The following is a 25,343-nucleotide window of genomic DNA, read 5'->3' on the forward strand; positions in this document are numbered from 1 at the left end:
CAGTCGCGCAGGCCGTAGTGAGCGCCGACGACGAGGCGCTTCGAGCCGATTCGGTTATTGGCTGCCATTTTCTTAGAATGCTCCGAACAGTTTGAGTGCCATGGCGATCGTCAGCGCGATCGAGACGACAAAGACGACGACGGCCGTCCGCTTGCCGCCTTCCTTCGAGACGGCGTCGTGGTTGACGTCCATCAGCAGGTGGCGAATGCCGGCGCAGAAATGGTGGAGAAACGCCCAGGACAGCGCGAGGACGATCAGCTTGACGACGATGTTGGAGAGGAAAGCCTTGAAGACTTCGAAGCTGAGCTCGGAGGTGAGACTCTGATCGAAGAGGAACAGCAGGAACGGCAGGAACAGGAACAGCAGCGCGCCGCTGACTCGATGGAGGATCGACAATATCGCCGCCAAGGGCATGCGATATTTCATCGTGATATCGCCGAATCCGATGTTCCGGTATTCCGGCCTCGGCTTTCTTACTGCGTCAGTCATGCTAGACCCCTACTATGTTGTCACACTAATCCGCGATTTTAGCGCCTTTTTATATCGCGCTGCAGCGAAAGTCTGCTCTGGATCATTACGCGAACGGGAATAAAGGCGGCCCGAAACATGCTACGCGAACATGGGGAGTCCGCGCGCACGCTGCTTGTGCCGATACGTCGTCAGCTCAAGTCATTCTGATAGTAATACCCGGTTGTGACATACCAGCCTCGCCGCACTTCCACAGGCCGGTCTCCGTATGTATAGGACACGCGCTCGACCGACAGCAAAGGAAAACCGGCCGGCACATGCAGCAGGTCGGCCACCGCCGGCTCCGCCGCCACCGCGCGGATCTTCTCCGTCGCGCGGATCATCCGCGTGCCGAACTCCGTCTCGAACATCGCGTAGAGCGGCCCCTTGTACTCGCTCAGCCGCTCGAACGTGAGCCCGCGGAACATCGCGCCCGGCAGCCAGATCTCGTCCAGCACCGTCACTTCGTTCTCGAACTCCAGCAGGCGGCGCACCTGCACGACAGGGTCGGCCGGCTTCAGCTCGAGCTGCCGCGCGATCTCGGCCGGCGCGCGCAGGCGCCGGCATTCGAGCAGGCGGCTCACGTGCGGATGCTCGGCACCGTCGTCGGCCAGCAGTCGCAGGAAGCGGAACTGCGCGCGATCTTCGTTGTGCGTTGCAACAAACGTACCCTTGCCCTGCCGCCGGACCACGAGGTTTTCCGCGGCCAGTTCGTCGATCGCCTTGCGAACGGTGCCCTGGCTGACCTTGTAACGGGCCGCGAGCTCCACTTCGCTCGGAATGATTTCGCCCGGCTTCCACTCGCCCGATTCCAGGCTTTGCGTGATCAATGACTTGATCTGCTGGTATAACGGACTGAAGGTCGGCGATGGCGACGGCGACGCGACAGGCGCCGGCACGGAATCGGCCGCGCCCGGCTGCCCTGGGCCGCCTGCGCCGGTCGGATTCGCGTTGTTCGCCTGGTTCGATGTCATGGCGCGCATTTCATCACAAACCGCGCTTTTCCGTCCACTCAAATTCCGCAAAACATCTGTCTTATATAAGACATATGATACCGTTTGACTTTGGGCCCGTCGGCTCCTACACTCCGGGGCGAGCAAGGGTTCGCGGGTGCAAAACGCGTCCCCGGCTACGTGCCACGGCCGTCTCCAGGTTCACCGCGTCTGCCTTTCGCGAGTCCTCCGCCCTGCTTCAATGCAACGCTACGCGTAACGCGCATAGAATGGCGTTTTGCCTAGCGTCCACCGCTTCACCCGTCCTGGAGATTTTCAATGGCTAAGCCCGCAAAGCGCGTTGCCGTCACCGGCGCCGCAGGTCAAATCGCTTACTCCCTGCTGTTCCGCATCGCGAACGGCGACCTGCTCGGCAAGGACCAGCCGGTCATCCTGCAACTGCTCGACCTCCCGCAAGCCCAAGCCGCCGTCAAAGGCGTCGTGATGGAACTCGACGATTGCGCGTTCCCGCTGCTCGCGGGCGTCGTGATCACCGACGATCCGAAGGTTGCATTCAAGGATGCAGACGTCGCGCTGCTGGTCGGTGCACGTCCGCGCTCGAAGGGCATGGAGCGCAAGGACCTGCTGTCGGCGAACGCCGAGATCTTCACGGTCCAGGGCGCCGCGCTGAACGAAGTCGCGAGCCGCGACGTGAAGGTGCTGGTCGTCGGCAACCCGGCGAACACCAACGCGTACATCGCGATGAAGTCGGCACCGGATCTGCCGAAGAAGAACTTCACGGCCATGCTGCGCCTCGACCACAACCGCGCGCTGTCGCAGCTCGCAGCGAAGTCGGGCAAGCCGGTCGCATCGATCGAGAAGCTCGCCGTGTGGGGCAACCACTCGCCGACGATGTACCCCGACTTCCGCTTCGCGACCGCCGAAGGCGAATCGCTGCTGAAGCTGATCAACGACGACGTGTGGAACCGCGACACGTTCATCCCGACCGTCGGCAAGCGCGGCGCGGCGATCATCGAAGCGCGCGGCCTGTCGTCGGCAGCGTCGGCAGCGAACGCGGCGATCGACCACGTGCGTGACTGGGTCCTCGGCACGAACGGCAAGTGGGTCACGATGGGCATCCCGTCGGACGGCTCGTACGGCATCCCCGAAGACATCATCTACGGCGTGCCCGTCACGTGCGAAAACGGCGAGTACAAGCGCGTCGAAGGCCTCGAAATCGACGCATTCTCGCGCGAGAAGATGGACGGCACGCTGGCTGAACTGCTCGAAGAGCGCGACGGCGTCGCCCACCTGCTGAAGAACTAAGCAGACTGCACGGCCGGGCCGCCTCCGGGCGGCCCGGTCACGGCACGGGCGGCGGGCCGGCAGCCGGCCCCGCCGCCCGATCCGATCCGGGCACGTTTTGCCGCTCCAGGCGCCCCGCGCGCCGGCCCAGAACGTGCCCGAATCCGATTTTCTCCACGTTGCCCGCCCCCTTGACGTAGAAGAGATGTCCGCGCTCACTCCTGCACAAGTGCTGTACGACGGGGCGTCCCCGCCCGCGATCCTGCCCTGCTGCGATCACTACGCGGGCAGCGAAAAGCTGATGCGCAAGTCGCTCGCGCTCCAGGCCGAACTCGGCCCCGTGTTCGACATCACGCTCGACTGCGAGGACGGCGCGGCCGTCGGCCAGGAAGCCGCGCACGCGGCACTCGTCGCCGAATTCCTCGGCAGCGCCGAGAACCGCTTCGGGCGCGTCGGCGTCCGCATCCACGACTTTTCCCACCCCCACTGGCGCGACGACGTGCGCATCGTGCTGCGCGCCGCGCGCGCGCCGGCCTACATCACGCTGCCGAAAATCGCGAGCGCCGCCGACGCGGCCGAGATGATCGCGTTCATCGAAGGCACGCGCCGCGAGCTCGGCCTCGCGCAGCCGATCCCGGTCGACGTGCTGGTCGAGACGCACGGCGCGCTTGCGCAGGCGGCCAGCCTCGCCGCGCTGCCGTTGGTCGGCACGCTCAGCTTCGGGCTGATGGACTTCGTATCCGCGCATCACGGCGCGATTCCCGATGCGGCGATGCGCTCGCCCGGCCAGTTCGACCACCCGCTCGTGCGCCGCGCGAAGCTGGAAATCGCCGCGGCCTGCCACGCGCACGGCAAGACGCCGTCGCACAACGTGACGACGGAAGTGCGCGACATGGCCGTCGTCGCCGGCGACGCGGGCCGCGCGCGCGACGAATTCGCGTTCACGCGGATGTGGAGCATCCATCCCGCGCAGATCCGCCCGATCGTCGACGCATTCGCGCCGCGCACCGATGAAGTCGCGCTGGCCGCCGAGATCCTGCTGGCCGCGCAGGCCGCAGACTGGGGCCCGACGCGCCACGGCGATACACTGCACGACCGCGCGAGCTACCGCTATTACTGGTCGGTGCTGCGCCGCGCACGGGCGACCGGCCAGCCGGTGCCGGCCGAGGCTGCGCCGCTGTTCGGCCCGGCCGCCGGAGACGGGCGGTGAGCGCGCGCCGACACACGCATTTCATCGATTCACTGGAGCGTGAACCCGAGACCGGTTTGCGAAACGACAAAAAACGTAACGGAGCCCGAAAACCTGAAATATGCGCGGCCAAATAGGTGAAAATAGCGGCCGCTGCGCGCTTCCGGGGCGCGTGCAGTTTCAAACCGGCCGGCAGCTTCGATTGCCGGCCCTTGTCAACTGATTATCGAAAGGTTCTGACTCCATGAAGAAACTCCTGATCGCTACCGCCATCGGCGCCTTGTCCGCCACGATGCTGGTGTCGGCTCCGAGCGCGTTTGCCCAGGGTACGGCCACCACGACCGCGAAGAAGGCAACGGCCAAGCGCCCGGCGCCGGCCAAGCGCATCATCCCGCGCAGCAAGAAGGCGCAGGCACGCGCAGCTGCAAAGGTCGATCCGGTACCGGACGGCGCGGTCAAGTGGTCCTGTAAGGAAGGCCTGTCGTTCGACCTCGCCGGCGACATGAAGCGCGACCAGGTCGTCACGGTTCACTGGGCGAAGAAGAACTACAAGCTGCCGCGTCAGGCCACGACGACGGGCGCCGACACGTTCTACGATCCGGCAGCTGGCTTCAAGCTGATCGTGATTCCGAGCAAGGCGATGCTGTTCTCCGACGCCAACGGCGGCGAGCGCCTCGCCGACGAATGCGTGACGCCGGAAATGGCGCAAGGCACGCCGGCTCCGACGCAATCGAACGAGCTGAAGCCGGCAACGAACTAAGCGCGCGTTTTCCGCTACCAGGCCCCTCGATGTCCGCCTCGGTCTCCAACGTCCGCCCCGCTCCGGATACGGTACTCGTCGATATCGTCGACTACGTGCTGAACATCGGAATCGACAGCGCCCTCGCGCTGGAGACGGCGCGTCATTGCCTGATCGACACGCTCGGATGCGGACTCGAGGCGCTGTCCTACCCTGCCTGCACCAAGCTGCTCGGCCCCGTCGTGCCCGGCACGATCGTGCCGAACGGCGCGAAGGTGCCGGGCACGTCCTTCCAGCTCGATCCCGTCCAGGCCGCGTTCGACATCGGCGCGATGATCCGCTGGCTGGACTTCAACGACACCTGGCTCGCCGCCGAATGGGGGCATCCGTCCGACAACCTCGGCGGAATCCTGGCGACGGCCGACTGGCTCTCCCGCACGGCCGTCGCGGCCGGCAGGAAGCCGCTCGCCATGCGCGACGTGCTCGTCGCGATGATCCAGGCCCACGAGATCCAGGGCTGCCTCGCACTCGAGAATTCGTTCAACGCGGTCGGGCTCGACCACGTGCTGCTCGTCAAGGTCGCGTCGACGGCCGTCGTCGGCCGTCTGCTCGAACTCACGCGCGACGAGCTGATCAACGCGGTATCGAACGCATTCGTCGACGGCCACGCGCTGCGCACGTATCGCCACGCGCCGAACACCGGTTCGCGCAAGTCGTGGGCGGCCGGCGACGCGACGTCCCGCGCGGTGCGCCTCGCGCTGATCGCGAAAACGGGTGAAATGGGCTACCCGTCGGCGCTCACCGCGAAAACCTGGGGCTTCTACGACGTGCTGTTCCGCGGCCAGCCGTTCCGCTTCCAGCGCCCGTACGGCACGTACGTGATGGAGAACGTGCTGTTCAAGATCGCGTTCCCCGCCGAATTCCATGCGCAGACGGCCGCCGAGGCCGCGCTGAAGCTGCACGCGCAGCTCGCCGCGGCGGGCCGCACGACCGACGAGATCAGCCGGATCACGATCCGCACGCACGCGGCCGCGATCCGCATCATCGACAAGCAGGGTCCGCTCTCCAATCCGGCCGACCGCGACCACTGCATCCAGTACATGGTCGCCGTGCCGCTGCTGTTCGGCCGGCTGACCGCGGCCGATTACGAAGACACGGTTGCCGCCGATCCGCGCATCGACGCGCTGCGCGCAAAAACCGTGTGTGTCGAGGATCCGCAGTTCACGAAGGATTACCATGACCCGGCCAAACGATCGATCGCGAATGCGCTGACGATCGAATTCGCGGATGGGTCGAAGCTTGCCGAAGTGGCGGTCGAATACCCGATCGGTCATCAGCGACGCCGTGCGGACGGCATCCCGCTCCTGGTCGAGAAGTTCAGGACCAACCTCGCCCGGCGCTTCCCGGCAAAGCAGCAACAAGCGATTCTCGACGTGTCGCTGGACCAGGCAAAGCTCGAAGCGATGCCGGTCGATGAGTACGTCGACTTGTATGTGATATAGGGGACTGTTTGCGGATGAAACGGACATGCGAATGCCCCAAATCGGTCGCAGGACAGGAAGTGAGGAGCGCCGTTTGGCCGTGCCGAACAAGTGACGAACGACGCCGTCATGTGGCCGATTTGGGTCATTCCCATGGAATAAAGTTTAAATTTGGGGCTGCCCCGAGAAAGGCCGTTCGCTGCGTCGCAGTCCTCGCGAGCGGCCTTTCTCGGGGCAACGCCTGTCCGTTTCATCCGCAAACAGCCCCCAGGTCATTTACAGGACTCTTTGTTTCCTAGCCTTAAACCCAGGAAAATCACCATGGCCCACAATCTCCACAAGACCCTCAAGGAATTCGACAGCGGTTCCGGCAAAGGCAAGTTCTACTCGCTGCCGCAGCTCGGCAAGGAACTGAAGACGAAGATCGAGCGCCTCCCGGTGTCGATCCGCATCGTGCTCGAGTCCGTGCTGCGCAACTACGACGGCAAGAAGATCACCGAGGAACACATCGAGCAGCTCGCGAACTGGAAGCCGACCGCGAAGCGCGTCGACGAGATTCCGTTCGTGGTGTCGCGCGTCGTGCTGCAGGACTTCACGGGCGTGCCGCTGCTCGCCGACATCGCGGCCATGCGTGGTGTGGCAGAGCGTTCGGGCAAGAACCCGAAGAAGATCGAGCCGCTGGTCCCGGTCGATCTCGTCGTCGATCACTCGGTCCAGATCGACTACTTCCGCCAGAAGGACGCACTCGACCTGAACATGAAGCTGGAATTCCAGCGCAACAACGAGCGCTACCAGTTCATGAAGTGGGGCATGCAGGCGTTCGACACGTTCAAGGTCGTGCCGCCGGGCGTCGGCATCGTCCACCAGGTGAACCTCGAGTATCTCGCGCGCGGCGTCCACAAGAAGGCGGACGGCGGCGACACCGTGTACTACCCGGACACGCTCGTCGGCACGGACAGCCACACGACGATGATCAACGGCATCGGCGTGGTTGGCTGGGGCGTGGGCGGCATCGAGGCGGAAGCCGGCATGCTCGGCCAGCCGGTGTACTTCCTGACGCCGGACGTCGTCGGCGTCGAGCTGAAGGGCAAGCTGCGCGAAGGCGTGACGGCCACCGACCTGGTGCTGACGATCACCGAAATGCTGCGCAAGGAGAAGGTCGTCGGCAAGTTCGTCGAGTTCTTCGGCGAGGGCACGAAGTCGCTGTCGCTGCCGGACCGCGCGACGATCGGCAACATGGCGCCGGAATATGGCGCCACGATGGGCTTCTTCCCGGTCGACGAAAAGACGATCGAGTACTTCGAAGGCACGGGCCGCACGAAGGCCGAAATCGCCGCGTTCGAAAACTACTTCAAGGCCCAGAAGCTGTTCGGCATTCCGAAGGCCGGCGACATCGACTACACGAAGACGGTGACGCTCGACCTGGCAACGGTCGCCCCGTCGCTGGCCGGCCCGAAGCGCCCGCAGGACCGCATCGAGATCGGCAACGTCAAGTCGACGTTCACCGACCTGTTCTCGAAGCCGGTCGCGGAAAACGGCTTCGCGAAGAAGGCGGACGACCTGAACGCGCAGTACACGACGAGCAACGGCGTCGACGTGAAGAACGGCGACGTGCTGATCGCCGCGATCACGTCGTGCACGAACACGTCGAACCCGAGCGTGCTGCTGGCCGCCGGCCTGCTCGCGAAGAAGGCCGTCGAAGCCGGCCTGACCGTCGCGCCGCACATCAAGACGTCGCTCGCGCCGGGATCGCGCATCGTCACCGAGTACCTGACGAAGACGGGCCTGCTGCCCTACCTCGCGAAGCTCGGCTTCGAAGTCGCCGCCTACGGCTGCACGACCTGTATCGGCAACGCGGGCGACCTGACGCCGGAACTGAACGAAGCGATCATGAAGAACGACATCGTCGCGGCTGCGGTGCTGTCGGGCAACCGTAACTTCGAAGCGCGTATCCACCCGAACATCCGCGCGAACTTCCTCGCGTCGCCGCCGCTCGTCGTCGCCTACGCGATCGCCGGCAACATCACGCGCGACCTGATGACCGAGCCGGTCGGCAAGGGCAAGGACGGCTACGACATCTACCTCGGCGACATCTGGCCGACGAGCGAGGAAATCCACGCGCTGCTCAAGTTCGCGCTCGACCCGAAGAAATTCGAGGACAACTACTCGAAGCTGACCAAGAAGGGCGACCTCTGGAGCAAGATCGAAGGCGAAACGGGCCAGGTCTACGACTGGCCGAAGTCGACCTACATCGCCGAGCCGCCGTTCTTCGGCAACGACTTCTCGATGGAGCCGGCGGATTCGATCCCGACGGTCAAGGGCGCGCGCGCACTGGGCATCTTCGGTGACTCGGTCACGACCGACCACATCAGCCCGGCAGGCTCGATCAAGGAAGACTCGCCGGCAGGCAAGTGGCTGAAGGAAAACGGCGTGCAGAAGGCCGATTTCAACAGCTACGGCTCGCGCCGCGGCAACCACGACGTGATGATGCGCGGCACGTTCGCGAACGTCCGGATCAAGAACCTGATGATCCCGGCGAAGGCCGACGGCACGCGCGTCGAAGGCGGCCTGACGATTCATCAGCCGAGCGGCGAACAGCTGTCGATCTACGATGCGGCGATGAAGTACGTCGACGCCGGCACGCCGACCGTCGTGTTCGCGGGCGAAGAGTACGGCACGGGCTCGTCGCGCGACTGGGCCGCGAAGGGCACGCAACTGCTCGGCGTGAAGGCCGTGATCGCACGCAGCTTCGAGCGGATCCACCGCTCGAACCTGGTCGGCATGGGCGTGCTGCCGCTGCAGTTCAAGGGCTCGGACAGCGTCCAGTCGCTCGGCATCACCGGCGAGGAGACCTATGACATCGAAGGCCTCGGCGACGACTTCAAGCCGCAGCAGGACGTCACGCTCGTGATCCACCGCAAGAACGGCGAAGCGACCCGCGTACCGGTGCTGCTGCGCATCGACACGCCGATCGAAGTCGACTACTACAAGCACGGCGGTATCCTGCCGTTCGTGCTGCGCTCGCTGCTCGCAGCGTAAGCGCCCTGCTGTTGCAGGTGCCGCAGCCGCCTCGCGGGCGGTTGCGGCCGATTTGGATGCCCGACCTCGTGTCGGGCTTTTTTTTGCCTGCTCGCTACGCGATGCCGTCGCTCGTCCGGCGCGTCACGCCGCCTTGTCGCCGCGCGCCTTCGCGCCCGCTCCTCGCGTGTTCTTCTTCAGGCGGGTGCGGTTGTATTCGATCGCCGCGCACACGAGGGCCTTAAGCGCCCGCTTGTCGATCCGGTCGCCTTCGAAGAAATCGATCGCGCGCCGCGCATTGCCTTCGAGGCCCGCATTGAACAGGCCATCGGGATCGGGCAGGTGCGCGCCGTGCATGAACGTCAGCTTCACCTTGCCCTTGTGCGCATTCGCGACCGCGATCATCCCGTCGCACGACCACACCGGGCTGCCCATCCATTTCCATTCCTCGACGATGCCGTCTTCGGCCGCAAGGATCGTCTCGCGCAGCGCGGCGAACGTCTTGCCTCGCCAGTCGGCGATGCCCGCGATCAGCGCGTCGATGCGTGCCGACGGCTCCAGGTCCGATGCGCTCATGCCCCGGCCTCCGGTTCTCCATCGGGCCGCGCCAGCACCTGTTCGAGCGATTCGAAGAACCGTACCCAGCCGTGCTGCGCACCGCGATACGCCTGTTCCTGATCCGCGCGGAAGCCGGCCTGCTCCATGCGCAGCAGCGTGCCGCGCGGCGTCGGCGTGAGCGTCCACGTGACGACACTTTCGAGCCCATACGCGGCCCATGTATAGGACAGCACGCGCTGCGGCTCGATCGTCAGCACCGTGCAGTCGACCGAACCCCAGTCCGCGCGGAAGCTGAACGCGCGGCCCGCGACGGGTTCGAAGTCGCTCTGCATCAGCCACGCCTCGATCAGGTGCGGTTGCGTGAGCGCACGCCAGATCTTCTCCGGCGGATGCGACAGTTCCCGTTCGACGACGACGGAGCGCGTTTCGGTAGTGGCCTGGTTCATTGATCCATCCTTTTGAGCAGATCTTCGAGCGCGTCGAACCGGGTCTGCCAGAAGCCGGCCATCTGGCTGGTCCAGTCGATCAGCGGAGTCAGCGCCTGCGGCTGCGCGCTGTAGTGCGTCTGCCGGCCTTCGTGACGGTCGCTCACGAGCCCGGCCTGCTTCAGTACGCCCAGATGCTTCGATACCGCCGGCTGCGACACGCCTGCATGGGCCGTGAGCGCGGCGACCGTCAACTCGCCCTCCTCGCACAGCCGCTCGAACAGCGCGCGGCGCGTCGGATCGGCAAGTGTCCTGAAAAGCATGTCGTGAGCGCTTTGCATGTTCGAATCAATAACCCGATGGTTATGGATTGAAGAATAGTCGCCGAACGAAACGCGTCAAGGAAGCGTTTCGCGGCGACATCGTTCGATCCCGCAGCGCGCTCGTTCGCCGGAGCGAGCCGAGCGGCAACGAACCGGCTCGCGATGGACATCCGGCGTGCGCCAAGTTGGCGCCATCGTCCGCATTCGAGCATTCACTCTAATCCGCGCACCTGACCCGCGAACCGAAAGCACGCTGCAAGACTCGGCGACGCGTTGTTCCACAGTTCGGGAAACGCTCGCGATCGACCGGCCCCTTTTTCGTGCATCCGCGCATCGAGGCGTCGTCGCGTTGGCATCATGGCGGCGCTTGACCACATAGTGCAACGCGCGGCGCACCCGTACCCGGTTGCACGCCAAGCGCTCTCGCCGCGATTCGCTCCGCAATCGCGCGCATTCCGATACCGCAACGAACGAGTCATGCGTGCAAACGTCGTCGGCCGCACCGCGATCGCGTCGCGAACCGGTTCCCTTTGCCGGCACCGATGCCGCGTGCACCGACGACGCCGGCACGTGCGCGCGAACACGCCGATGTCAGAACTGACAGCTATGGAAACTGGCAGCTACCGGAACGGCACCGACGCCCTACGCTCGTCACCGCTCGCGGCCCCACAAGGGCCGGGGGCTCCAGCAACGTCGTCTCTCCTAAAAAGGACTCCCGATGAAAAGGAACGCCCGGTTTGCCCTGCCCCTTCCGTCGCCCCGCCGCCTTGCGTGCGTGTGGCCGCTCGTGCTCGCCGCCGGCGCCGCACACGCGACGACGGACTGGGTCGATACCCACACGAAGGCCTTTCTGACCGGACCGCAACTTATGGCGCGCAGCGCGGCGCCGTCGCTCGAACTCGCGGCCGGCGAGACGACCGACATCGTCGTCAGCCTGAAGCTGCGCAATGCCGCGCAGCTCAAGCAGCTCGCGCACGACGTGAACCGGCCCGGCAACGCGCATTACCGCCAGTACCTGACGCACGAGCAGTTCCTCGCCAGCTACGCGCCGACCGACGCGCAGGTGCAGTCGGTCGTCGACTATCTGCGCAAGAGCGGCTTCGTGAACATCGAGGTCGCGCCGAACCGGCTGCTGGTGTCCGCGCGCGGCACGGCCGGCACCGTGAAGACCGCGTTCAACACGTCGCTCGTGCATTTCCAGTACGCGGGCCGCTCGGGCTTCGCGAACGCGTCGACCGCACAGGTGCCACGCGCGCTCGGCGACGTCGTCGGTTCGGTGCTCGGGCTGCAGAACGTCGCGCGTGCGCATCCGATGCTGCGCATCGGCAACGTGGCGAAGCCGCAGGCGCTCGCGGCGGGCACGGCCACCGGCCACTATCCGAAGGAATTCCCGGGCCTCTACAACGCGACCGGCGTGCCGACCGCGGCCGGCGTGACCGTCGGCATCATCACGATCGGCGGCGTGTCGCAGACACTGCAGGACCTGAAGCAGTTCACGTCGAGCAACGGTTACGGCACGGTCACGACCCAGACCGTCAAGACCAACGGCACCGGCACGAGCGGCAGCTACAGCGACGACCAGGACGGCCAGGGCGAATGGGATCTCGACAGCCAGTCGATCGTCGGCTCGGCCGGCGGCCAGGTCGGCAAGCTGGTGTTCTACATGGCGGACCTGAACGCCGCCGGCAACACGGGCCTCACACGGGCGTTCAACCGCGCGGTGTCGGACAACACCGCGAAGGTGATCAACGTGTCGCTCGGCTGGTGCGAAACCGACGCGAACGCGGACGGCACGATCGACGCCGAGGAACAAATCTTCACGACGGCTGCCGCGCAGGGCCAGACGTTCTCGGTATCGTCGGGTGACGAAGGCGTGTACGAGTGCAACAACCGCGGCTATCCGGACGGCGCGAACTACACGGTGTCGTGGCCGGCCGCATCGCCGCACGTGCTCGCGATCGGCGGCACGACGCTGTACACCACGTCGGCGGGCGCATTCTCGAACGAAACGGTGTGGAATGAAGGGCTCGACGAGAACGGCAAGCTGTGGGCCACGGGCGGCGGCGTCAGCACGGTCCTGCCGGCACCGGCGTGGCAGTCGGGCAGCAATCGTCAGTTGCCCGACGTGTCGTTCGATGCCGCGCAAAGCACGGGCGCGTACATCTACAACTATGGCCAGCTGCAGCAGATCGGCGGCACGAGCCTCGCCGCGCCGATCTTCACCGGTTTCTGGGCGCGTCTGCTCGCGGCGAACGGCACGGGCCTCGGCTTCCCGGCCGGCAAGTTCTATGCGGACATTCCGTCGAACCCGTCGCTCGTGCGCTATGACGTCGTGTCGGGAAACAACGGCTATCAGGGGTACGGCTACAACGCAGGCACCGGCTGGGATCTGACGACCGGCTTCGGCAGCCTGAACATCGCGAACCTCAACAAGCTGATCAAGACAGGCGGCTTCTGAGCGTGATGCGAAGGCCGGCGCGCGGCGGTCGCTTGCCGCACGCCGGCCGGGAAACGCGCGGGCAGCGGGCGCGCACGGAGCTACTCCGTCGCCCGCTCCTGCGCCGGCGTCGCCTCTACCGCGGCGACCGATGCGACCGGCGCGCCGGCCCGATGCGACGGCGCGAAGAGCCGCAACCCACTCGCGACGCTCGCGGCGCCGGCAAAGCCCGCACCGAGCATCAGCGCGAGCGTCGGCCCGTGACGCCCGGCGACCCCGAACGACAGCGCGACGAGCGCCGCGCCGGTCGCCTGCCCGATCAGCCGCGCGGTCGCGATGATGCCGCTCGCGCCGCCGCTGCGCTCGGGCGGCGCGCTCGACATCAACGCCTTCAGGTTCGGCGACTGGAAGAAACCGAAGCCCGCGCCGCACAGCATCATCCGCCAGCCGATGTCGACGACGTTCGGCGCCGCCGGCAGCGCGGCGAGCGACACCATTCCCGCGCTCAGCAGTGCGAGCCCGATCGCGCCGAGCAATCCGGGAGGATAACGATCGGACAGCCGGCCCGCGATCGGCGCGGCGAGCGCGACGATCGCCGACCATGGCGTCATCAGGAAGCCAGTCTCCACCGCGTCGCGATGCAGCACGGTTTCGAAGTAGAACGGCAGCGATACGAACGCGAGCCCCTGCGCGGCGAACGCGCACACGGCCGTCAGCGCGGACAGCGTGAACACCGGCCGGCGGAACAGGTCCACCGGCAGCATCGGTGCGGGGTGCCCGGCCTGGCGGCGGATCAGCAGCGCCCCGAACACGAGCGCGACCGCGGCAGCCGCGAACACGACGGACAGCGGCCCGCGCTGCGCGAATTCACCGAGCGCGAAGATCAGCGATGCGAACGTGATCACGTTGAACAGCGCGGCGAGCGGATCGAACGCATGCTTGCCGCGCGCAGTCTGCGGCAGCGACGGAATCGCCACGGCAAGCACGAGCACGCCGAGCGGCACGTTCACCGCGAACAGCCACGGCCAGGCCGCCACCGACAGGATCAGCGACGCGATCGTCGGCCCCACGGCGAAAGACACGCCGACGACCAGTGCGTTGAAGCCGACGCCGCGCCCGAGCCGGTGCGCGGGAAACAGGCCGCGGATCAGCGCGATGTTGACGCTCATGATCGCGCTCGCGCCGAAGCCCTGCACGATCCGCGCCGCTGTCAGCTGCGGCAGCGTCGCCGCGAGCGAGCAGCCGAGCGACGCGAGCGTGAACACCGCGAGGCCCGCGACATACACGCGCTTGTGACCGACGATGTCGCCGAGCGACGCGAACGGCAGCAGCGTCGCGACCATCGCGAGCTGGTAGGCGTTGATGATCCACACCGACGCGGCCGGCGACGCGTGCAGGTCGGTGGCGATCGCGGGCAGCGCGGTGTTCGCGATCGCCGTGTCGAGCGTCGCGAGCGCGACGGCCAGCAGCACGGCGGACATCGCGCGCCAGTTGACGGCCGGCTCCGGGGCGCCGGCAGGGGATGCAAATTCGGACAAGATGAGGCTCGGCTGACGAGCGACGCGCGGCGTCGCGGATTGAGCGGCGCGGCACCGGGCGCCCCTGCTGCAAGAACGGAACGCGCGGCATCGCGAGCCGTATTGTTGCAGAGCCTCATCGAGCGTGCAGGCAACCGCGTCGCCAGTCAGCGAAACGAAAGCTTCCGTGCGCCGCGTCGAGGGCGCGGCATCGTTGAGACCGCAACGATCGACGATACGGCGGCCGCTGCGGCGCCGGCCGTCAAGACACCGCGCGTCGCGCGTTGCGGCCGCGCAGCCATTCGAGCGCGAGCAGCAGGCTCGTCGAGAAGATGATCAGGATCGTTGCGAGCGCGGCGATCGTCGGGCTGATGTTCTCGCGAATGCCGGTGAACATCTGGCGCGGCAGCGTCGTCTGGTCCGCGCCCGCGAGGAACAGCGTGACGACGACTTCGTCGAACGACGTCGCGAACGCGAACAGCGCACCCGACATCACGCCCGGCGCGATCACCGGCAGCGTCACACGGAAGAACGTCGTGACGGGATTCGCGCCGAGCGACAAGCTCGCGCGCACCAGGTTCTGGTTGAAGCCCTGCAGCGTCGCGGCCACCGTCGTCACGACGAACGGCACGCCGAGCGCCGCGTGCGCGGCGATCAGCCCCGTGTAGGTATTCGCGAGGCCGAGCGGCGCGAAGAACAGGTACATGCCGACGCCGACCACGACCACGGGCACGATCATCGGCGACAGCAGCACGGCCATCAGGAGCCCCTTGCCCCGGAAGTCCGCCTTCGTGAGGCCGATCGCGGCAAGCGTGCCGAGCACGGTCGCGACGACGGTCGCCGACGGCGCGACGATGAAGCTGTTCTTCGCGGCCATCCGCCACTCGTCCGACGCGATCAGGTTCTCGTACCAGCGCATCGAGAAGCCCGGAATCGGATAGACGAGGAACGTGCTCGACGAAAACGACAGCGGCACGATGGCAAGCACCGGCAGGATCAGGTACAGCAGCGTCAGCACGACGAGCACGCGTAGCGCGACATACCACGCGCGCTCGACGAACGACATGTGCGGCGCGAACAGCGGCCTGGCGAGTTTCATGGTCGGCATCCCCTTCCCGTTTCTTTGCGTGTTGCTGCCCGGGCGCTCAGCCGAGGCTCACGTTGGTGCGCGTGAAGCGCCCGTACACCGCATACAGCACCAGCGTCGCCGCGAGCAGCAGCCCGCCGAGCGCGCACGCCATGCCCCAGTTGATCGTCACGTTCGTGAAGTACGCGACGTAGTAGCTGACCATCTGGTCGTTCGGCCCGCCGAGCAGCGCGGGTGTGATGTAGTAGCCGATCGCCAGGATGAACACGAGCAGCGCGCCGGCGCCGACGCCCGGATAGGTCTGCGGCACGTACACTCGCCAGAACGCGGCGAACGGATGGCTACCGAGCGACACGGCCGCGCGCTGGTATGTCGGCGGGATCGACTTCATCACGCTGTAGAGCGGCAGGATCATGAATGGCAGCAGGATGTGCGTCATCGAGATGTACACGCCTACGCGATTGAACAGCAGCGTCAGCGGATGCGAGATCAGCCCGCTGCCGATCAGTGCCGTATTGATGAGCCCCTCGCTCTGCAGCAGCACGATCCACGCGGCGACGCGCACGAGCACCGACGTCCAGAACGGAATCAGCACGAGGATCATCACGAGGTTCGCGCGGCGCTCAGACAGCGTCGAGATCCAGTACGCGAGCGGATAGCCGAGCAACAGCGCGAACAGCGTGACCGCGACGCCGATCACGAACGTGCGGCCGAAGATCGCGAGATAGATCGACTGATCGGGATCGGCCCGCACGATCTGGCCGAAGCCGTCCTGCTTGTGGTCGAGCGCGGCGAGCAGGTAGAACGGCGACAACTGGCTACCGTTCTTCGCGATCGACTGCCAGTACGCAACGTCGCCCCAGCGCGAATCGAGGTCGATCAGTTTCGCGCGCGTTTGCGCGGGCGTCAGTGCCGCGTCGTTGTCGCCTTTCAGCGGCATCGCGCGCGCCGTCTTCGCGACGAGCGAGCGGTAGCCGGGAATCTCGGTGTTCAGGCGCCGAGCGAGTGCGCCCATCGCCTCGCTGTCGGCGACCTTCGTCATGTCGGCCGCGAGCGCGACGTACGCGGCGTCGGCCGGCGGGGCCTTGCGGTCCCATCCCGACAGCGCGGCGATCGTGTTCGGCAGCGCGGCCGCGATCTCGGGGTTCTGCACCGCGCGCGTGAGCAGCGTGCCGATCGGCACGACGAAAATGAGCAGCAGGAAGATCGCGAGCGGCGCGATCAGCAGCAACGCCATCGTGCGCTTGCGGGCCTCGGCGGCCTTCAGCTCGCGCTTGAGCGCGGCTGACGACGGCGAGGAAGGAGCGATCGTCATCGTGTTCAACGGTTCTCTCCGGCCGGGCTCGATCCGGCGGAATGCCGCACGACGCAATCGATGCGCCGCGCGGCAGGTTGCATCAGGACACCTGAGTAGCGGTTACTTCGCCGCCCACGCGGCGAAGCGCTGCTCGAGCTCGTCGCTGTGGTCGGTCCAGAAGCCGATGTCCTCCAGCACCGCGTTCTTGCCGTTGGCCGGCGAGTTCGGCAGGTTCGCGAGCGTCTTCGCGTCGAGCGACTTGATCGCCGCGACGTTCGTGGGGCCGTACGCGATGTGCTGCGCATACGCCTGCTGCGGCTTCGGCGTCAGCGTGTACGCAATGTACTGCTCGGCCAGCGCCTTGTTCGGCGAGCCCTTCGGAATCGCCCAGTAGTCGAGGTCGTAGATGCTGCCGTTCCACACGACCTTCAGGTTCTTGCCTTCCTTCTGCGCGGCGTCGATACGGCCGTTGTACGCGGTCGACATCACGACGTCGCCGGCCACCAGGAACTGCGGCGGCTGCGCGCCCGCTTCCCACCACTGGATGTACGGCTTCAGCTCGTCGAGCTTCTTGAACGCGCGGTCCTGGCCGGCCTTCGTGCCGAGCACCTTGTACACGTCCTTCGGCGCGACGCCGTCGGCCATCAGCGCGAACTCGAGGTTGTAGCGCGCGCCCTTGCGCATGCCGCGCTTGCCGGGGAATTTCTTCACGTTCCAGAAATCGGCCCAGCCGGTCGGCCCGGTCTTCAGCTTGTCCGCGTTGTACGACAGCGCGGTCGACCACACGAAGAAGCCGACGCCGCACACCTGCGGCGATTCGGGAATCAGGTCGGACTTCTTCGCGATCTTCGACCAGTCGAGCTTCTCGTACAACCCTTCGTCGCAGCCGCGGTTCAGGTCGCCCGATTCGACTTCGACCACGTCCCAGTTGACGTGCTTCGCCTCGACCATCGCCTTCACTTTCGCCTGCTCGCCGTTGTACTCGACGGCCGTGACCTTGTTGCCGGTCGCCTTTTCGAACGGCTGGTTGAATGCGGCCTTCTGCGCGTCGCCGTTCGCGCCGCCGAAGTTGACGACCGTGAGTTCGGCCGCGGTGGCCGATGCGCCGACGACGGCGAGCGCCAGTGCGAGCGCGGTGCGACGCGCGGTAGAGCTTGCTCCGTTCATGGTGGTTCCTCTCCTCTCGTGGTGGAAGTGGGCAGTTGTTGTTGACGACGTACTGCGATAAAACGGGAAAACCCTGCGTCAGGCGAATATGCGCAGATGCTCGGGCGCGAATGCGAGCGATACCGGCGCGCCGGGGGAGAACGCATCGAGCGCGCCCGTACCGAGCGGCACCTTCACGAAGCACTCATCCTGGCCCGGCAGCGCGCAGCGCATGCGCACGTGATCGCCGAAATAGATGAGGCTGCGCGCTTCGCCGGTCACGCGGTTGGCGGTGCCGGTCGCGTGCCCGTTCGCGAGGCTCATGCGTTCGGGGCGGATGCACGCGACGGCCGGCGCGCCTTCAGCTGCGTCGCCGATGCGGCGACCGACGAGCTGCGTGCCGTCGTCGAGCCGGAATTCGCAGAATTCGCCGTCGACGCGCGCGATGGTGCCGCGCAGCCGGTTGCTGTCACCGATGAAGTTCGCGACGAATTCGTTGCACGGCGATTCGTACAGGCGGTCGACGGTATCGAGCTGCTGCACGATGCCCTTGTCGAACACGGCGACGCGATCGGACATCGTCAGCGCCTCGCCCTGGTCGTGCGTCACGTAGACGAAGGTCACGCCGAGCTTCTCGTGCAGCGCCTTCAGTTCGTACTGCATGTGTTCGCGCAACTGCTTGTCGAGCGCGCCGAGCGGCTCGTCCATCAGCACGAGCTTCGGCTCGAACACGAGCGCCCGCGCGAGCGCGATGCGCTGCTGCTGGCCGCCCGACAACTGCGCCGGATAGCGTTTCGCGAAACGCTCCATCTGCACCATCTTCAGCGCATGCGCGACGCGCTCCGCGCGCTCGGCCGCCGGCAGCTTGCGCACCGACAGCGGATACGCGACGTTCTGCTCGACCGTCAGGTGCGGAAACAGCGCGTAGTTCTGGAACACCATGCCGATGTTGCGCTTGTGCGGCGGCACGGTGTTCAACAGTTCGCCGTCGAGGCGGATCTCGCCGCCCGTCGGAAACTCGAAGCCCGCCAGCATCATGAGGCAGGTGGTCTTGCCCGAGCCGGACGGCCCGAGCAGCGTCAGGAATTCCCCTCGGTGGATGTCGAGGTCGAGCGATTTGACGACCAGCGTCTCGCCGTCGTAGGTCTTCCGCACGCCGCGAAAGCTGACGATCACATCATCGGACTTCATCGTGGCTGTCCCCTTGCTGCGCGACAAACGTTTTTGAGATGGGCCCACTATACGGTGCGTACGGTTCTACAATAGGGAACCATTTCAATATTACTAGTAGGACCACTTTGGATACCGTGATCCTGGCCGACTGGCTCTCCGCCCGTCTCGACCGCAGTTCGTCCGAGCCGATGTACCGGCAGTTGCTGCAACTGATGCAGCAAGCGATTCTTACCGGAGAATTAGGGCCAGGGACAAAGCTGCCCAGTTCACGCACCCTCGCGGCAGACCTGTCGATCGCGCGCAATACCGTGCTGCACGTGTACGACCAGCTGACGGCCGAAGGCTATGTGCTGACGACGACCGGGAGCGGCACCTACGTGGCCGACACGCGCCCGGACGCGGCCGTGATCCGCGTGCCGGGCGCCGCGCCGCCGCCGTCCGACGCCGGTGCGGCGGCGCAGCAGGACGCACAAGGCAGCCTGTCGATGCGGGGCCGGCAGTTGATCGAGCATGCGGGCGTGTCGCGGCGCCAGTGGGGCGCGTTCATGCCGGGCGTGCCGGATGTGTCGGAATTCCCGAGCCGGACATGGAGCCGCCTGCAGGCGCGCCTGTGGAAAGAAGCGAATCCCGAATTGCTGACCTATGCGCCGGGCGGCGGCTACCGGCCGCTGCGCCGTGCGCTCGCCGACTACCTGCGCGTCGCGCGCTCGGTCAAATGCTCGCCGGACCAGGTGATCATCACGACCGGCATCCACCAGTCGATCGACCTCGCGGTGCGGCTGCTATCCGACATCGGCGATCGTGCGTGGGTCGAGGAGCCGTGCTACTGGGGCGTGCGCAGCGTGCTGCAGGCGACCGGCCTCGCGCTCACGCCGGTGCCGGTCGACCAGGAAGGCATCGATCCGAGCACGAGCGACATGCAGCATCCGCCGCGGCTCGTGCTTGTCACGCCGTCGCACCAGTATCCGCTCGGGATGGTGATGAGCCTCGCTCGGCGCCGGATGCTGCTCGAGTATGCGCGCCAGCACCGCTGCTGGATCATCGAGGACGACTACGACAGCGAATTCCGCTACGGCAGCCGCCCGCTCGCGTCGCTGCAGGGGCTCGACGACGGCGGCCGCGTGATCTACGTCGGCAGCCTGGGCAAGATGCTGTTCCCGGGCCTGCGGATGGGCTACATGGTCGTGCCGGAGCATCTTGTCGACACGTTCCGCACCGGGTTGTCGGAACTGTATCGCGAGGGCCAGCTGATGCAGCAGGCCGTGCTCGCCGAATTCATCATGGATGGGCACCTGACTTCACACGTCAGGCGGATGCGCACGCTGTACGGCGAGCGCCGGCAATTGCTGATCGATGCGATCCACGCGCGCTTCGGCGACGCGCTGCCCGTGATGGGCGACGAGGCCGGCCTGCATCTGGTGCTCGGCCTGCCCGACACGTGCGACGATCGCGCGGTCACGCAAAGCGCATTCGACGCGGGTGTGATCGTGCGCCCGCTGACCAGCTACTACAGCAACCTGGACACCGCGCGGCGCGGGCTGCTGCTCGGCTATGCGTGCGTCGCGCACGAAGGCATCGGGCCCGCGTTCGACACGCTCGCGGCGACCATCGAACAGCATCTGCCGCGGCACTTCACGCGCGCCGCATGACCGCGTGCGTCATTGCGCGGCAGCCGTGCCGCGGTCGAGCGACGCCGCGCGGATCGCTTCGCCGGGCTTCGTGAACATGCGCTGCCGCAGTGCGGCGATCTGCGCGTCGCGATCCTGTGGCGACAACCCGGCCGCGTCGATCTGCGCACGCTGCGCCGCATAGTCGGCGTAGCGGCTCTGCCACGATGCGTCGTCCTGCTGCATCTGCGCGACGCGCGCGGCGGCTTCGGGGCCGAGTGTCTGCGTCAGTTGCGCGCGCATCGAATCGGGCGGCGCCCCGCTCTTCTGCAGCTGCGCGATCTGGTCGATCGCGGCCTGCTGCCGGTCGGCCTTCTCCCGAGCCGCGCGTTCGTCGGCGGGCATCTGCTGCGCGAGCGCTGCGAGCCGCTCCGCCTTCTGCGCATCCGTCAGCGTGCGGTCCTGCGCAATCTTCAGCCGCGCGAGATCGTAGCGCTGCCGCCACTGCTCCGCGCCGAAGAACGGCTGGCTCCAATCGCCGAGCGTGCGCGACGCGATCGACGCGCGCTGATCGAGCGCGAGCTGCAGCGCTCCGAGATCGGACTTGTCGACCGCGCCCGCCTCCGGCAGCTTCGCCAGCGCGTCGAGATACGCGCGATATCGATGCCAGACGTCGAGCGCCTGGCGCTGCGCGGCCGTGCCGTCGAGCTGTGCGGCGACCTCGCGCACGACGAGTGCATCGAGCGCGGCCGCGTTCAGGTCGCTCCGCGCGGTCAGACAGTAGTCGAAGAAATCGCGCACCGCGCGCGACTTCGCGAGATGGCCACCGGCATCGAGCGGCAGCCTCGGCGCACTGGAACCGTCGAGCGGCGGCGGCAGTCCAGCGCTCGCGGGCAGTGCGGCCTGCGGCGGCGCGGCGCTCGTGCCGCCGAGCACGGCCGCGCCGGCCGACACATGCGCCGCGTCGGCGCCGCGATGCGATGCCGTGCCGCTCCAGATCGCGACGCCGGCGATCGCCGCCAGCCCCACCGCGCCGTAGACCGCAACGCGTCGCGCGAGCGGCGCGCATCCTTCACGTGCCGTCATCGATCACACGCCCGCGAGCTTCAGCCGGTTCGCATGCGTGCGGATCACCGCGACCGGATCTTCCGCATTCGCGCCGCGCACGCCGAGCAACTGGTTGATCTCATCGAGATGGTTCCACTTGTAGCTCGTGCTCAGCACCTTTCCGTACAGCGCACTGCACTTCGACACGAGCCCGTCGTTCTGGCCCGAGGCGCGATTGATCATCACCGTGCCCGTGCCGAACAACGCAAGCGTCGACAAGTCGAGCGCGTTCGCCGGGTCGATCAGCGGAATCGTGCTGGTATCCGTCGAGCCCGTCACGCCGAACGCGGAGACGGTCGGCTGGATCGCCGTGCCGGCCCACGAATACAGCAGGTGCGTATTGCCTCCGACGGTTTCCGTCGGCGCACCCGTCTGGCAGCTGCCCGGCGCGCCGAGGCCCGCGCTCGGGTAATTCTGGTTGTACTTGGCGGCCTGGGAAGTCGTCAGCGTCTTCAGTGCGGCGAGCGCGTCCTGGTTGGTGTTGTGGCTGCTGCTCGTCAGGATACCGAACACATTGACGAACGCCGCGATCACCGAGGACGACAATCCGGTCGGATCGTAGGCGAGTACGCCCTGCACGAAGTCGGCGAACTCCGAGCCGCGATGCGGCGTGCCGATCGTCGTCACCGACGCGACGAGATCGGGTGCGACGGCCGCGACATAGCGCGACGTGAGGCCGCCCTGGCTGTGACCGACCAGGTTCACCTTGGTCGCACCGGTCGCGGCGAGCACCGTCTTGACGTAAGCGAGCAGTTGTTCACCGCGCCCGTTCGGCCCGTCGTCGCTCTGGAATCCCGACAGGTTCGCGACGTAGACGGTCGCGCCATGCTGCTGCAGGTCCTCCTGGATGCCGTACCAGTACTCGAGCACGCCCGCGTACTTGTCGGTGCCGGTGAGCCCGTGCACGAGGATGATCGGATAGCGCGTCGCCGCGTAGTCGTCCGCCGGCGCGGTTGCCGCCATCGCCGCGTGCGTCGTCGCGAGCGTCATCAGCGCGGCCGTCCCCGCGAACGGCGCGACGCTCATCGCGCAAGCCACTGCCCCTGCCACCACCCTGGAACGCATCGATCTGGCCATGCATGTTCTCCTGATTATTGTGTTGCCGGTGCGAATGAGATCGGATCGACGCGCACGGCAGGTCGCGAACGGTCGCGGGCAACGTGTGCGTCGAATGCGGGAGTGAATCACGAGTCGCGAACGTTTGCGCCCTGACTAGATACGGTTCTCTAATCGGTTGACGCGCCCCGCCCGTTCGGGCGGGGCTGCGTTCACGCGTGCGCATGCTGCATCGCACACGTGCACCGCGCGTTACAGCTTCGCGCTCACACGCAACCATGCCGTGCGCCCCGGCTCCATCACGGGCGCGTTCGCCGGATAGCCGAAGCCCGCGTTGCCGGCAAGGTTCAGGTGCTCGGTGTAGGCCTTGTCCAGCACGTTGTCGATGCCGACCGAGATCTGCACCTTCTTGCTCAGGTTGTACTGCGCATGCAGCGACAGCACGCCGAAGCCGGCGCTCGGACCGAAGTCCTTGCCCACCACATTGCCCTCGTTCAGGGCATAGCGATGCTGCGGCGCAACGACTCGCCACAGTCCGCCGGCCGACCATGCGCCGCGCGTATATTCGAGCCCGAAGCGCGCCTCGAGCGGCGGCATCTGCGGCAGCGGGTCGCCGCTCGTCGCGTTACGCCCCCACGCGTACGCGAGCGACGTCTCGACGCGCAGCGGTGCGACCGGCCGCCACGACACGCCGGCTTCTCCGCCCATGATCTGCGCGTTGACGTTGGTCGCCTGCGTGGTCGGCCCCATCATCCCGGCCGCGTAGTTGAACAGGATGTAGTCCTGCACATATCCCGCATAGGCCGACACCCACGCATCGAACCGGTCGCTCTTGTACTGCGCGCCGATGTCGAGTTGCGTGGTCTTCTCCGGCTGCACCGCCGAGAACGCATTGATCGAACCGGCCGGCCCGCGCTTCGCGGAGAACAGCTCCCAATAGTCCGGATAGCGTTCCGCGTGACCGATCCCCGCATACCAGGTGACCGGCAGCGCCGCGAGATCGCGCTCGTACCGCACGAAACCGCTCGGCAGCACGCGCGCGCGATCGTCGTCGAAGGTCGGGTTCGGCCTGCTCGCCATCATCCCGCTCGTCGTCGCACGCTTGTCGCGCGCGCTCGCGTAGTCGACCCGTGCGCCACCGATCACGCGCGACGCATCGCTCGCATACCACGTCAGCTCGCCGAACGCGCCCGCGTTCCACATCGTCGCCTGCGCATCCCACGGTTGGTCGCCGTAGTTCTGTCGCCCCATCGCCGAGCGGGCATCGAGCCGGTTCGACTGTGCATCGACGCCGGTCACGAGCTTGAAATCGTCGCCGAAACGGAACGTCGCGGCCGCCCGCGCACCGAGCGTGCGGCGCCGCACCTCGGATGCCATTCGCATCGGCATGCTGCTGGTCGGGTCGGGCTGCCGCAGCGTGTAGTTGTCCATCACGTGGTCGGCTTCGTTGTAGTACACGCGCGCTTCGATCCGGTCGAGCACGTCGCCGAGATGCCGCTTGTCGAACGAGAGGCCAAACGTCTCGCGGCGGAAATGCGCGCCATCCATGCCGCGCCCCGCGTAGCGCGCATAACCGTCACCGGTGCCCGCCGTCAGTTCGACGCGCGTGTGATCGTCGGGTGTCCAGCCCAGCGCCGCGTCCGCGTTCCACTTGTCCCATTGCGACGGTACGGTGTTGCCGTTGCCGTCCTTATAGTCCTGCGCATGTGCATGGTTCGCGGTCACGCGGCCGTAGACATCCGGCGTGCCGGCCGTCACGTCGACGTTCTGGTCGTTGCGGCCGAACGATCCGCCGACCAGGCTGCCGTCGAAACGCATGCCGGGGCGGTCGAAACGCGGCGTCACGCGTTCGAACAGCACGGTGCCGGCCGATGCGCCAGGGCCATACAGCACGGTTTGCGGGCCCTTCACGACGGTGACCTTGTCATAGCTTTCCGGCGCGATATACGAGGTCGGCGCATCCATCCGGTTCGGGCACGCGCCGAGCGTCGGCATCCCGTTCGCGAGAATGTTCAGCCGCGACCCGAACATCCCGCGCAGCACGGGGTCGCCGTTCGTCCCGCCGCTGCGGATCGACGTGAAGCCGGGAATGGTCTTCAGGTAGTCCGCGCCGTCGCTCGCCGGCAGCGGCTGGCGCGGCGTCTTCGGATCCGTGACGACGACGAGCGGCGTCGTCAGCGGCGACGCAACGACCTCGACGGGCGGCAGCAGCGCGGCCGCGTCGTCCGTCGGCGCACCGGCGGCCTGCGCGGATTCGGTCGCGGCCGCGGCCGCGGTCATCGCGCCGACGGCCAGCGCGGGAACAGTGAGTTTCAGCATGCGCGGCACGCGCCGCGCACGGGAATGGCGCGCCGCCCTCGGCGCGCGCAAGGAAAGAATGGTCATGATCGAAAGCCCGAGTGACGCCCTCCACGCGACCTCGACGGACCGCACGGATAT

The 25,343-nt window shown here is 66.7% G+C and carries 20 protein-coding genes and 1 pseudogene; 7 read left to right on the plus strand and 14 right to left on the minus strand.

Features of this window, described 5'->3' with window-relative positions:
* From WS75_RS33200 to WS75_RS01070, 3 genes and pseudogenes are all read right to left on the minus strand, one after another.
* Positions 1-68: pseudogene (locus tag WS75_RS33200) on the minus strand (succinate dehydrogenase, hydrophobic membrane anchor protein); the annotation flags it as partial.
* A 4-nt stretch (positions 69-72) separates the two neighbouring features.
* Positions 73-489, minus strand: coding sequence for a succinate dehydrogenase, cytochrome b556 subunit (sdhC, locus tag WS75_RS01065; RefSeq protein WP_059601793.1), 417 nt, complete (start codon positions 487-489; stop codon positions 73-75).
* Between the two features lie 170 nt (positions 490-659).
* A complete protein-coding gene (locus WS75_RS01070) occupies positions 660-1,490 on the minus strand; it encodes a GntR family transcriptional regulator (RefSeq protein ID WP_082729457.1) in 831 nt (276 codons plus the stop codon).
* 288 nt (positions 1,491-1,778) lie between these two features.
* Between WS75_RS01070 and WS75_RS01075 the strand changes: the two genes are divergently transcribed.
* The 5 genes from WS75_RS01075 (at position 1,779) to acnA (ending at position 9,192) form a co-directional block, all read left to right on the plus strand.
* Positions 1,779-2,765, plus strand: a complete 987-nt coding sequence (locus WS75_RS01075) for a malate dehydrogenase (RefSeq protein WP_006487742.1) — start codon at positions 1,779-1,781, stop codon at positions 2,763-2,765.
* Between the two features lie 184 nt (positions 2,766-2,949).
* On the plus strand, positions 2,950-3,954 hold the full coding sequence (locus WS75_RS01080) for an HpcH/HpaI aldolase/citrate lyase family protein (RefSeq protein WP_059678774.1): 1,005 nt from the start codon (positions 2,950-2,952) through the stop codon (positions 3,952-3,954).
* 223 nt (positions 3,955-4,177) lie between these two features.
* Positions 4,178-4,693: a hypothetical protein gene (locus WS75_RS01085; protein ID WP_059678775.1), complete on the plus strand. Its 516-nt coding sequence runs from the start codon at positions 4,178-4,180 to the stop codon at positions 4,691-4,693.
* 29 nt (positions 4,694-4,722) lie between these two features.
* Positions 4,723-6,174: a bifunctional 2-methylcitrate dehydratase/aconitate hydratase gene (locus tag WS75_RS01090; RefSeq protein WP_059678776.1), complete on the plus strand. Its 1,452-nt coding sequence runs from the start codon at positions 4,723-4,725 to the stop codon at positions 6,172-6,174.
* A gap of 300 nt (positions 6,175-6,474) precedes the next feature.
* Positions 6,475-9,192: an aconitate hydratase AcnA gene (acnA, locus tag WS75_RS01095; protein WP_059678777.1), complete on the plus strand. Its 2,718-nt coding sequence runs from the start codon at positions 6,475-6,477 to the stop codon at positions 9,190-9,192.
* Between the two features lie 123 nt (positions 9,193-9,315).
* Here the strand turns inward: acnA and WS75_RS01100 are convergent, their stop codons facing one another.
* Genes WS75_RS01100 through WS75_RS01110 form a run of 3 tightly spaced genes read right to left on the minus strand, consistent with a single transcriptional unit; the run spans position 9,316 to position 10,495 of the window.
* Complete coding sequence (locus tag WS75_RS01100) at positions 9,316-9,747, minus strand: DUF1801 domain-containing protein (RefSeq protein WP_059678778.1); 432 nt, start codon at positions 9,745-9,747, stop codon at positions 9,316-9,318.
* Positions 9,744-10,175, minus strand: a complete 432-nt coding sequence (locus WS75_RS01105) for an SRPBCC family protein (RefSeq protein ID WP_059678779.1) — start codon at positions 10,173-10,175, stop codon at positions 9,744-9,746. The genes WS75_RS01100 and WS75_RS01105 overlap by 4 nt, the downstream gene beginning before the upstream one ends.
* Positions 10,172-10,495: an ArsR/SmtB family transcription factor gene (locus WS75_RS01110; protein WP_059678780.1), complete on the minus strand. Its 324-nt coding sequence runs from the start codon at positions 10,493-10,495 to the stop codon at positions 10,172-10,174. Before WS75_RS01110 ends, WS75_RS01105 begins: the two co-directional genes overlap by 4 nt.
* Before the next feature lie 700 nt (positions 10,496-11,195).
* Here WS75_RS01110 and WS75_RS01115 point away from each other — a divergent pair.
* Positions 11,196-12,935 carry a S53 family peptidase gene (locus WS75_RS01115; protein ID WP_059678781.1) on the plus strand — a complete coding sequence of 580 codons (1,740 nt, stop codon included), beginning with the start codon at positions 11,196-11,198 and terminating at the stop codon, positions 12,933-12,935.
* An 80-nt stretch (positions 12,936-13,015) separates the two neighbouring features.
* On the opposite strand, the gene WS75_RS01120 is transcribed toward WS75_RS01115, so the two are convergent.
* From WS75_RS01120 to WS75_RS01140, 5 genes are all read right to left on the minus strand, one after another.
* Entirely contained in the window at positions 13,016-14,452 is a 1,437-nt protein-coding gene (locus WS75_RS01120; RefSeq protein WP_082729458.1) for an MFS transporter, read from the minus strand.
* Positions 14,453-14,693: 241 nt separating this feature from the next.
* Positions 14,694-15,530, minus strand: coding sequence for an ABC transporter permease (locus WS75_RS01125; RefSeq protein WP_059525632.1), 837 nt, complete (start codon positions 15,528-15,530; stop codon positions 14,694-14,696).
* Positions 15,531-15,576: 46 nt separating this feature from the next.
* Entirely contained in the window at positions 15,577-16,833 is a 1,257-nt protein-coding gene (locus WS75_RS01130) for an ABC transporter permease (RefSeq protein ID WP_059678915.1), read from the minus strand.
* Positions 16,834-16,935: 102 nt separating this feature from the next.
* Positions 16,936-17,982: an ABC transporter substrate-binding protein gene (locus WS75_RS01135; RefSeq protein WP_059678783.1), complete on the minus strand. Its 1,047-nt coding sequence runs from the start codon at positions 17,980-17,982 to the stop codon at positions 16,936-16,938.
* 78 nt (positions 17,983-18,060) lie between these two features.
* Positions 18,061-19,152, minus strand: coding sequence for an ABC transporter ATP-binding protein (locus tag WS75_RS01140; RefSeq protein WP_059678784.1), 1,092 nt, complete (start codon positions 19,150-19,152; stop codon positions 18,061-18,063).
* A 107-nt stretch (positions 19,153-19,259) separates the two neighbouring features.
* On the opposite strand from WS75_RS01140, the gene pdxR reads away from it, so the two are divergent.
* Positions 19,260-20,783: a MocR-like pyridoxine biosynthesis transcription factor PdxR gene (pdxR, locus tag WS75_RS01145; RefSeq protein ID WP_059678785.1), complete on the plus strand. Its 1,524-nt coding sequence runs from the start codon at positions 19,260-19,262 to the stop codon at positions 20,781-20,783.
* 9 nt (positions 20,784-20,792) lie between these two features.
* On the opposite strand, the gene WS75_RS01150 is transcribed toward pdxR, so the two are convergent.
* The 3 genes from WS75_RS01150 to WS75_RS01160 form a co-directional block, all read right to left on the minus strand.
* Positions 20,793-21,827, minus strand: coding sequence for a lipase secretion chaperone (locus tag WS75_RS01150; protein ID WP_059678786.1), 1,035 nt, complete (start codon positions 21,825-21,827; stop codon positions 20,793-20,795).
* A gap of 3 nt (positions 21,828-21,830) precedes the next feature.
* Positions 21,831-22,925: a triacylglycerol lipase gene (locus tag WS75_RS01155; RefSeq protein ID WP_059678787.1), complete on the minus strand. Its 1,095-nt coding sequence runs from the start codon at positions 22,923-22,925 to the stop codon at positions 21,831-21,833.
* 231 nt (positions 22,926-23,156) lie between these two features.
* Entirely contained in the window at positions 23,157-25,289 is a 2,133-nt protein-coding gene (locus WS75_RS01160) for a TonB-dependent copper receptor (protein ID WP_059678788.1), read from the minus strand.
* Between the last annotated feature and the right edge of the window lie 54 nt (positions 25,290-25,343).

The sequence above is a fragment of the Burkholderia sp. FL-7-2-10-S1-D7 genome (assembly GCF_001524185.1).
Lineage (GTDB): Bacteria > Pseudomonadota > Gammaproteobacteria > Burkholderiales > Burkholderiaceae > Burkholderia > Burkholderia diffusa.

What these genes read in the sequence shown, in the direction of transcription:
- WS75_RS01085 (WP_059678775.1), top strand. Translation starts at nt 4,178, where the DNA reads ATGAAGAAACTCCTGATCGCTACCGCCATCGGCGCCTTGTCCGCCACG.
- WS75_RS01160 (WP_059678788.1), bottom strand. Translation starts at nt 25,289, where the DNA reads ATGACCATTCTTTCCTTGCGCGCGCCGAGGGCGGCGCGCCATTCCCGT.
- WS75_RS01110 (WP_059678780.1), bottom strand. Translation starts at nt 10,495, where the DNA reads ATGCAAAGCGCTCACGACATGCTTTTCAGGACACTTGCCGATCCGACG.
- WS75_RS01130 (WP_059678915.1), bottom strand. Translation starts at nt 16,833, where the DNA reads ATGACGATCGCTCCTTCCTCGCCGTCGTCAGCCGCGCTCAAGCGCGAG.
- acnA (WP_059678777.1), top strand. Translation starts at nt 6,475, where the DNA reads ATGGCCCACAATCTCCACAAGACCCTCAAGGAATTCGACAGCGGTTCC.
- WS75_RS01080 (WP_059678774.1), top strand. Translation starts at nt 2,950, where the DNA reads ATGTCCGCGCTCACTCCTGCACAAGTGCTGTACGACGGGGCGTCCCCG.
- WS75_RS01070 (WP_082729457.1), bottom strand. Translation starts at nt 1,490, where the DNA reads ATGCGCGCCATGACATCGAACCAGGCGAACAACGCGAATCCGACCGGC.
- sdhC (WP_059601793.1), bottom strand. Translation starts at nt 489, where the DNA reads ATGACTGACGCAGTAAGAAAGCCGAGGCCGGAATACCGGAACATCGGA.
- WS75_RS01135 (WP_059678783.1), bottom strand. Translation starts at nt 17,982, where the DNA reads ATGAACGGAGCAAGCTCTACCGCGCGTCGCACCGCGCTCGCACTGGCG.
- WS75_RS01075 (WP_006487742.1), top strand. Translation starts at nt 1,779, where the DNA reads ATGGCTAAGCCCGCAAAGCGCGTTGCCGTCACCGGCGCCGCAGGTCAA.
- WS75_RS01150 (WP_059678786.1), bottom strand. Translation starts at nt 21,827, where the DNA reads ATGACGGCACGTGAAGGATGCGCGCCGCTCGCGCGACGCGTTGCGGTC.
- WS75_RS01125 (WP_059525632.1), bottom strand. Translation starts at nt 15,530, where the DNA reads ATGAAACTCGCCAGGCCGCTGTTCGCGCCGCACATGTCGTTCGTCGAG.
- WS75_RS01155 (WP_059678787.1), bottom strand. Translation starts at nt 22,925, where the DNA reads ATGGCCAGATCGATGCGTTCCAGGGTGGTGGCAGGGGCAGTGGCTTGC.
- WS75_RS01090 (WP_059678776.1), top strand. Translation starts at nt 4,723, where the DNA reads ATGTCCGCCTCGGTCTCCAACGTCCGCCCCGCTCCGGATACGGTACTC.
- WS75_RS01105 (WP_059678779.1), bottom strand. Translation starts at nt 10,175, where the DNA reads ATGAACCAGGCCACTACCGAAACGCGCTCCGTCGTCGTCGAACGGGAA.
- WS75_RS01115 (WP_059678781.1), top strand. Translation starts at nt 11,196, where the DNA reads ATGAAAAGGAACGCCCGGTTTGCCCTGCCCCTTCCGTCGCCCCGCCGC.
- WS75_RS01140 (WP_059678784.1), bottom strand. Translation starts at nt 19,152, where the DNA reads ATGAAGTCCGATGATGTGATCGTCAGCTTTCGCGGCGTGCGGAAGACC.
- WS75_RS01100 (WP_059678778.1), bottom strand. Translation starts at nt 9,747, where the DNA reads ATGAGCGCATCGGACCTGGAGCCGTCGGCACGCATCGACGCGCTGATC.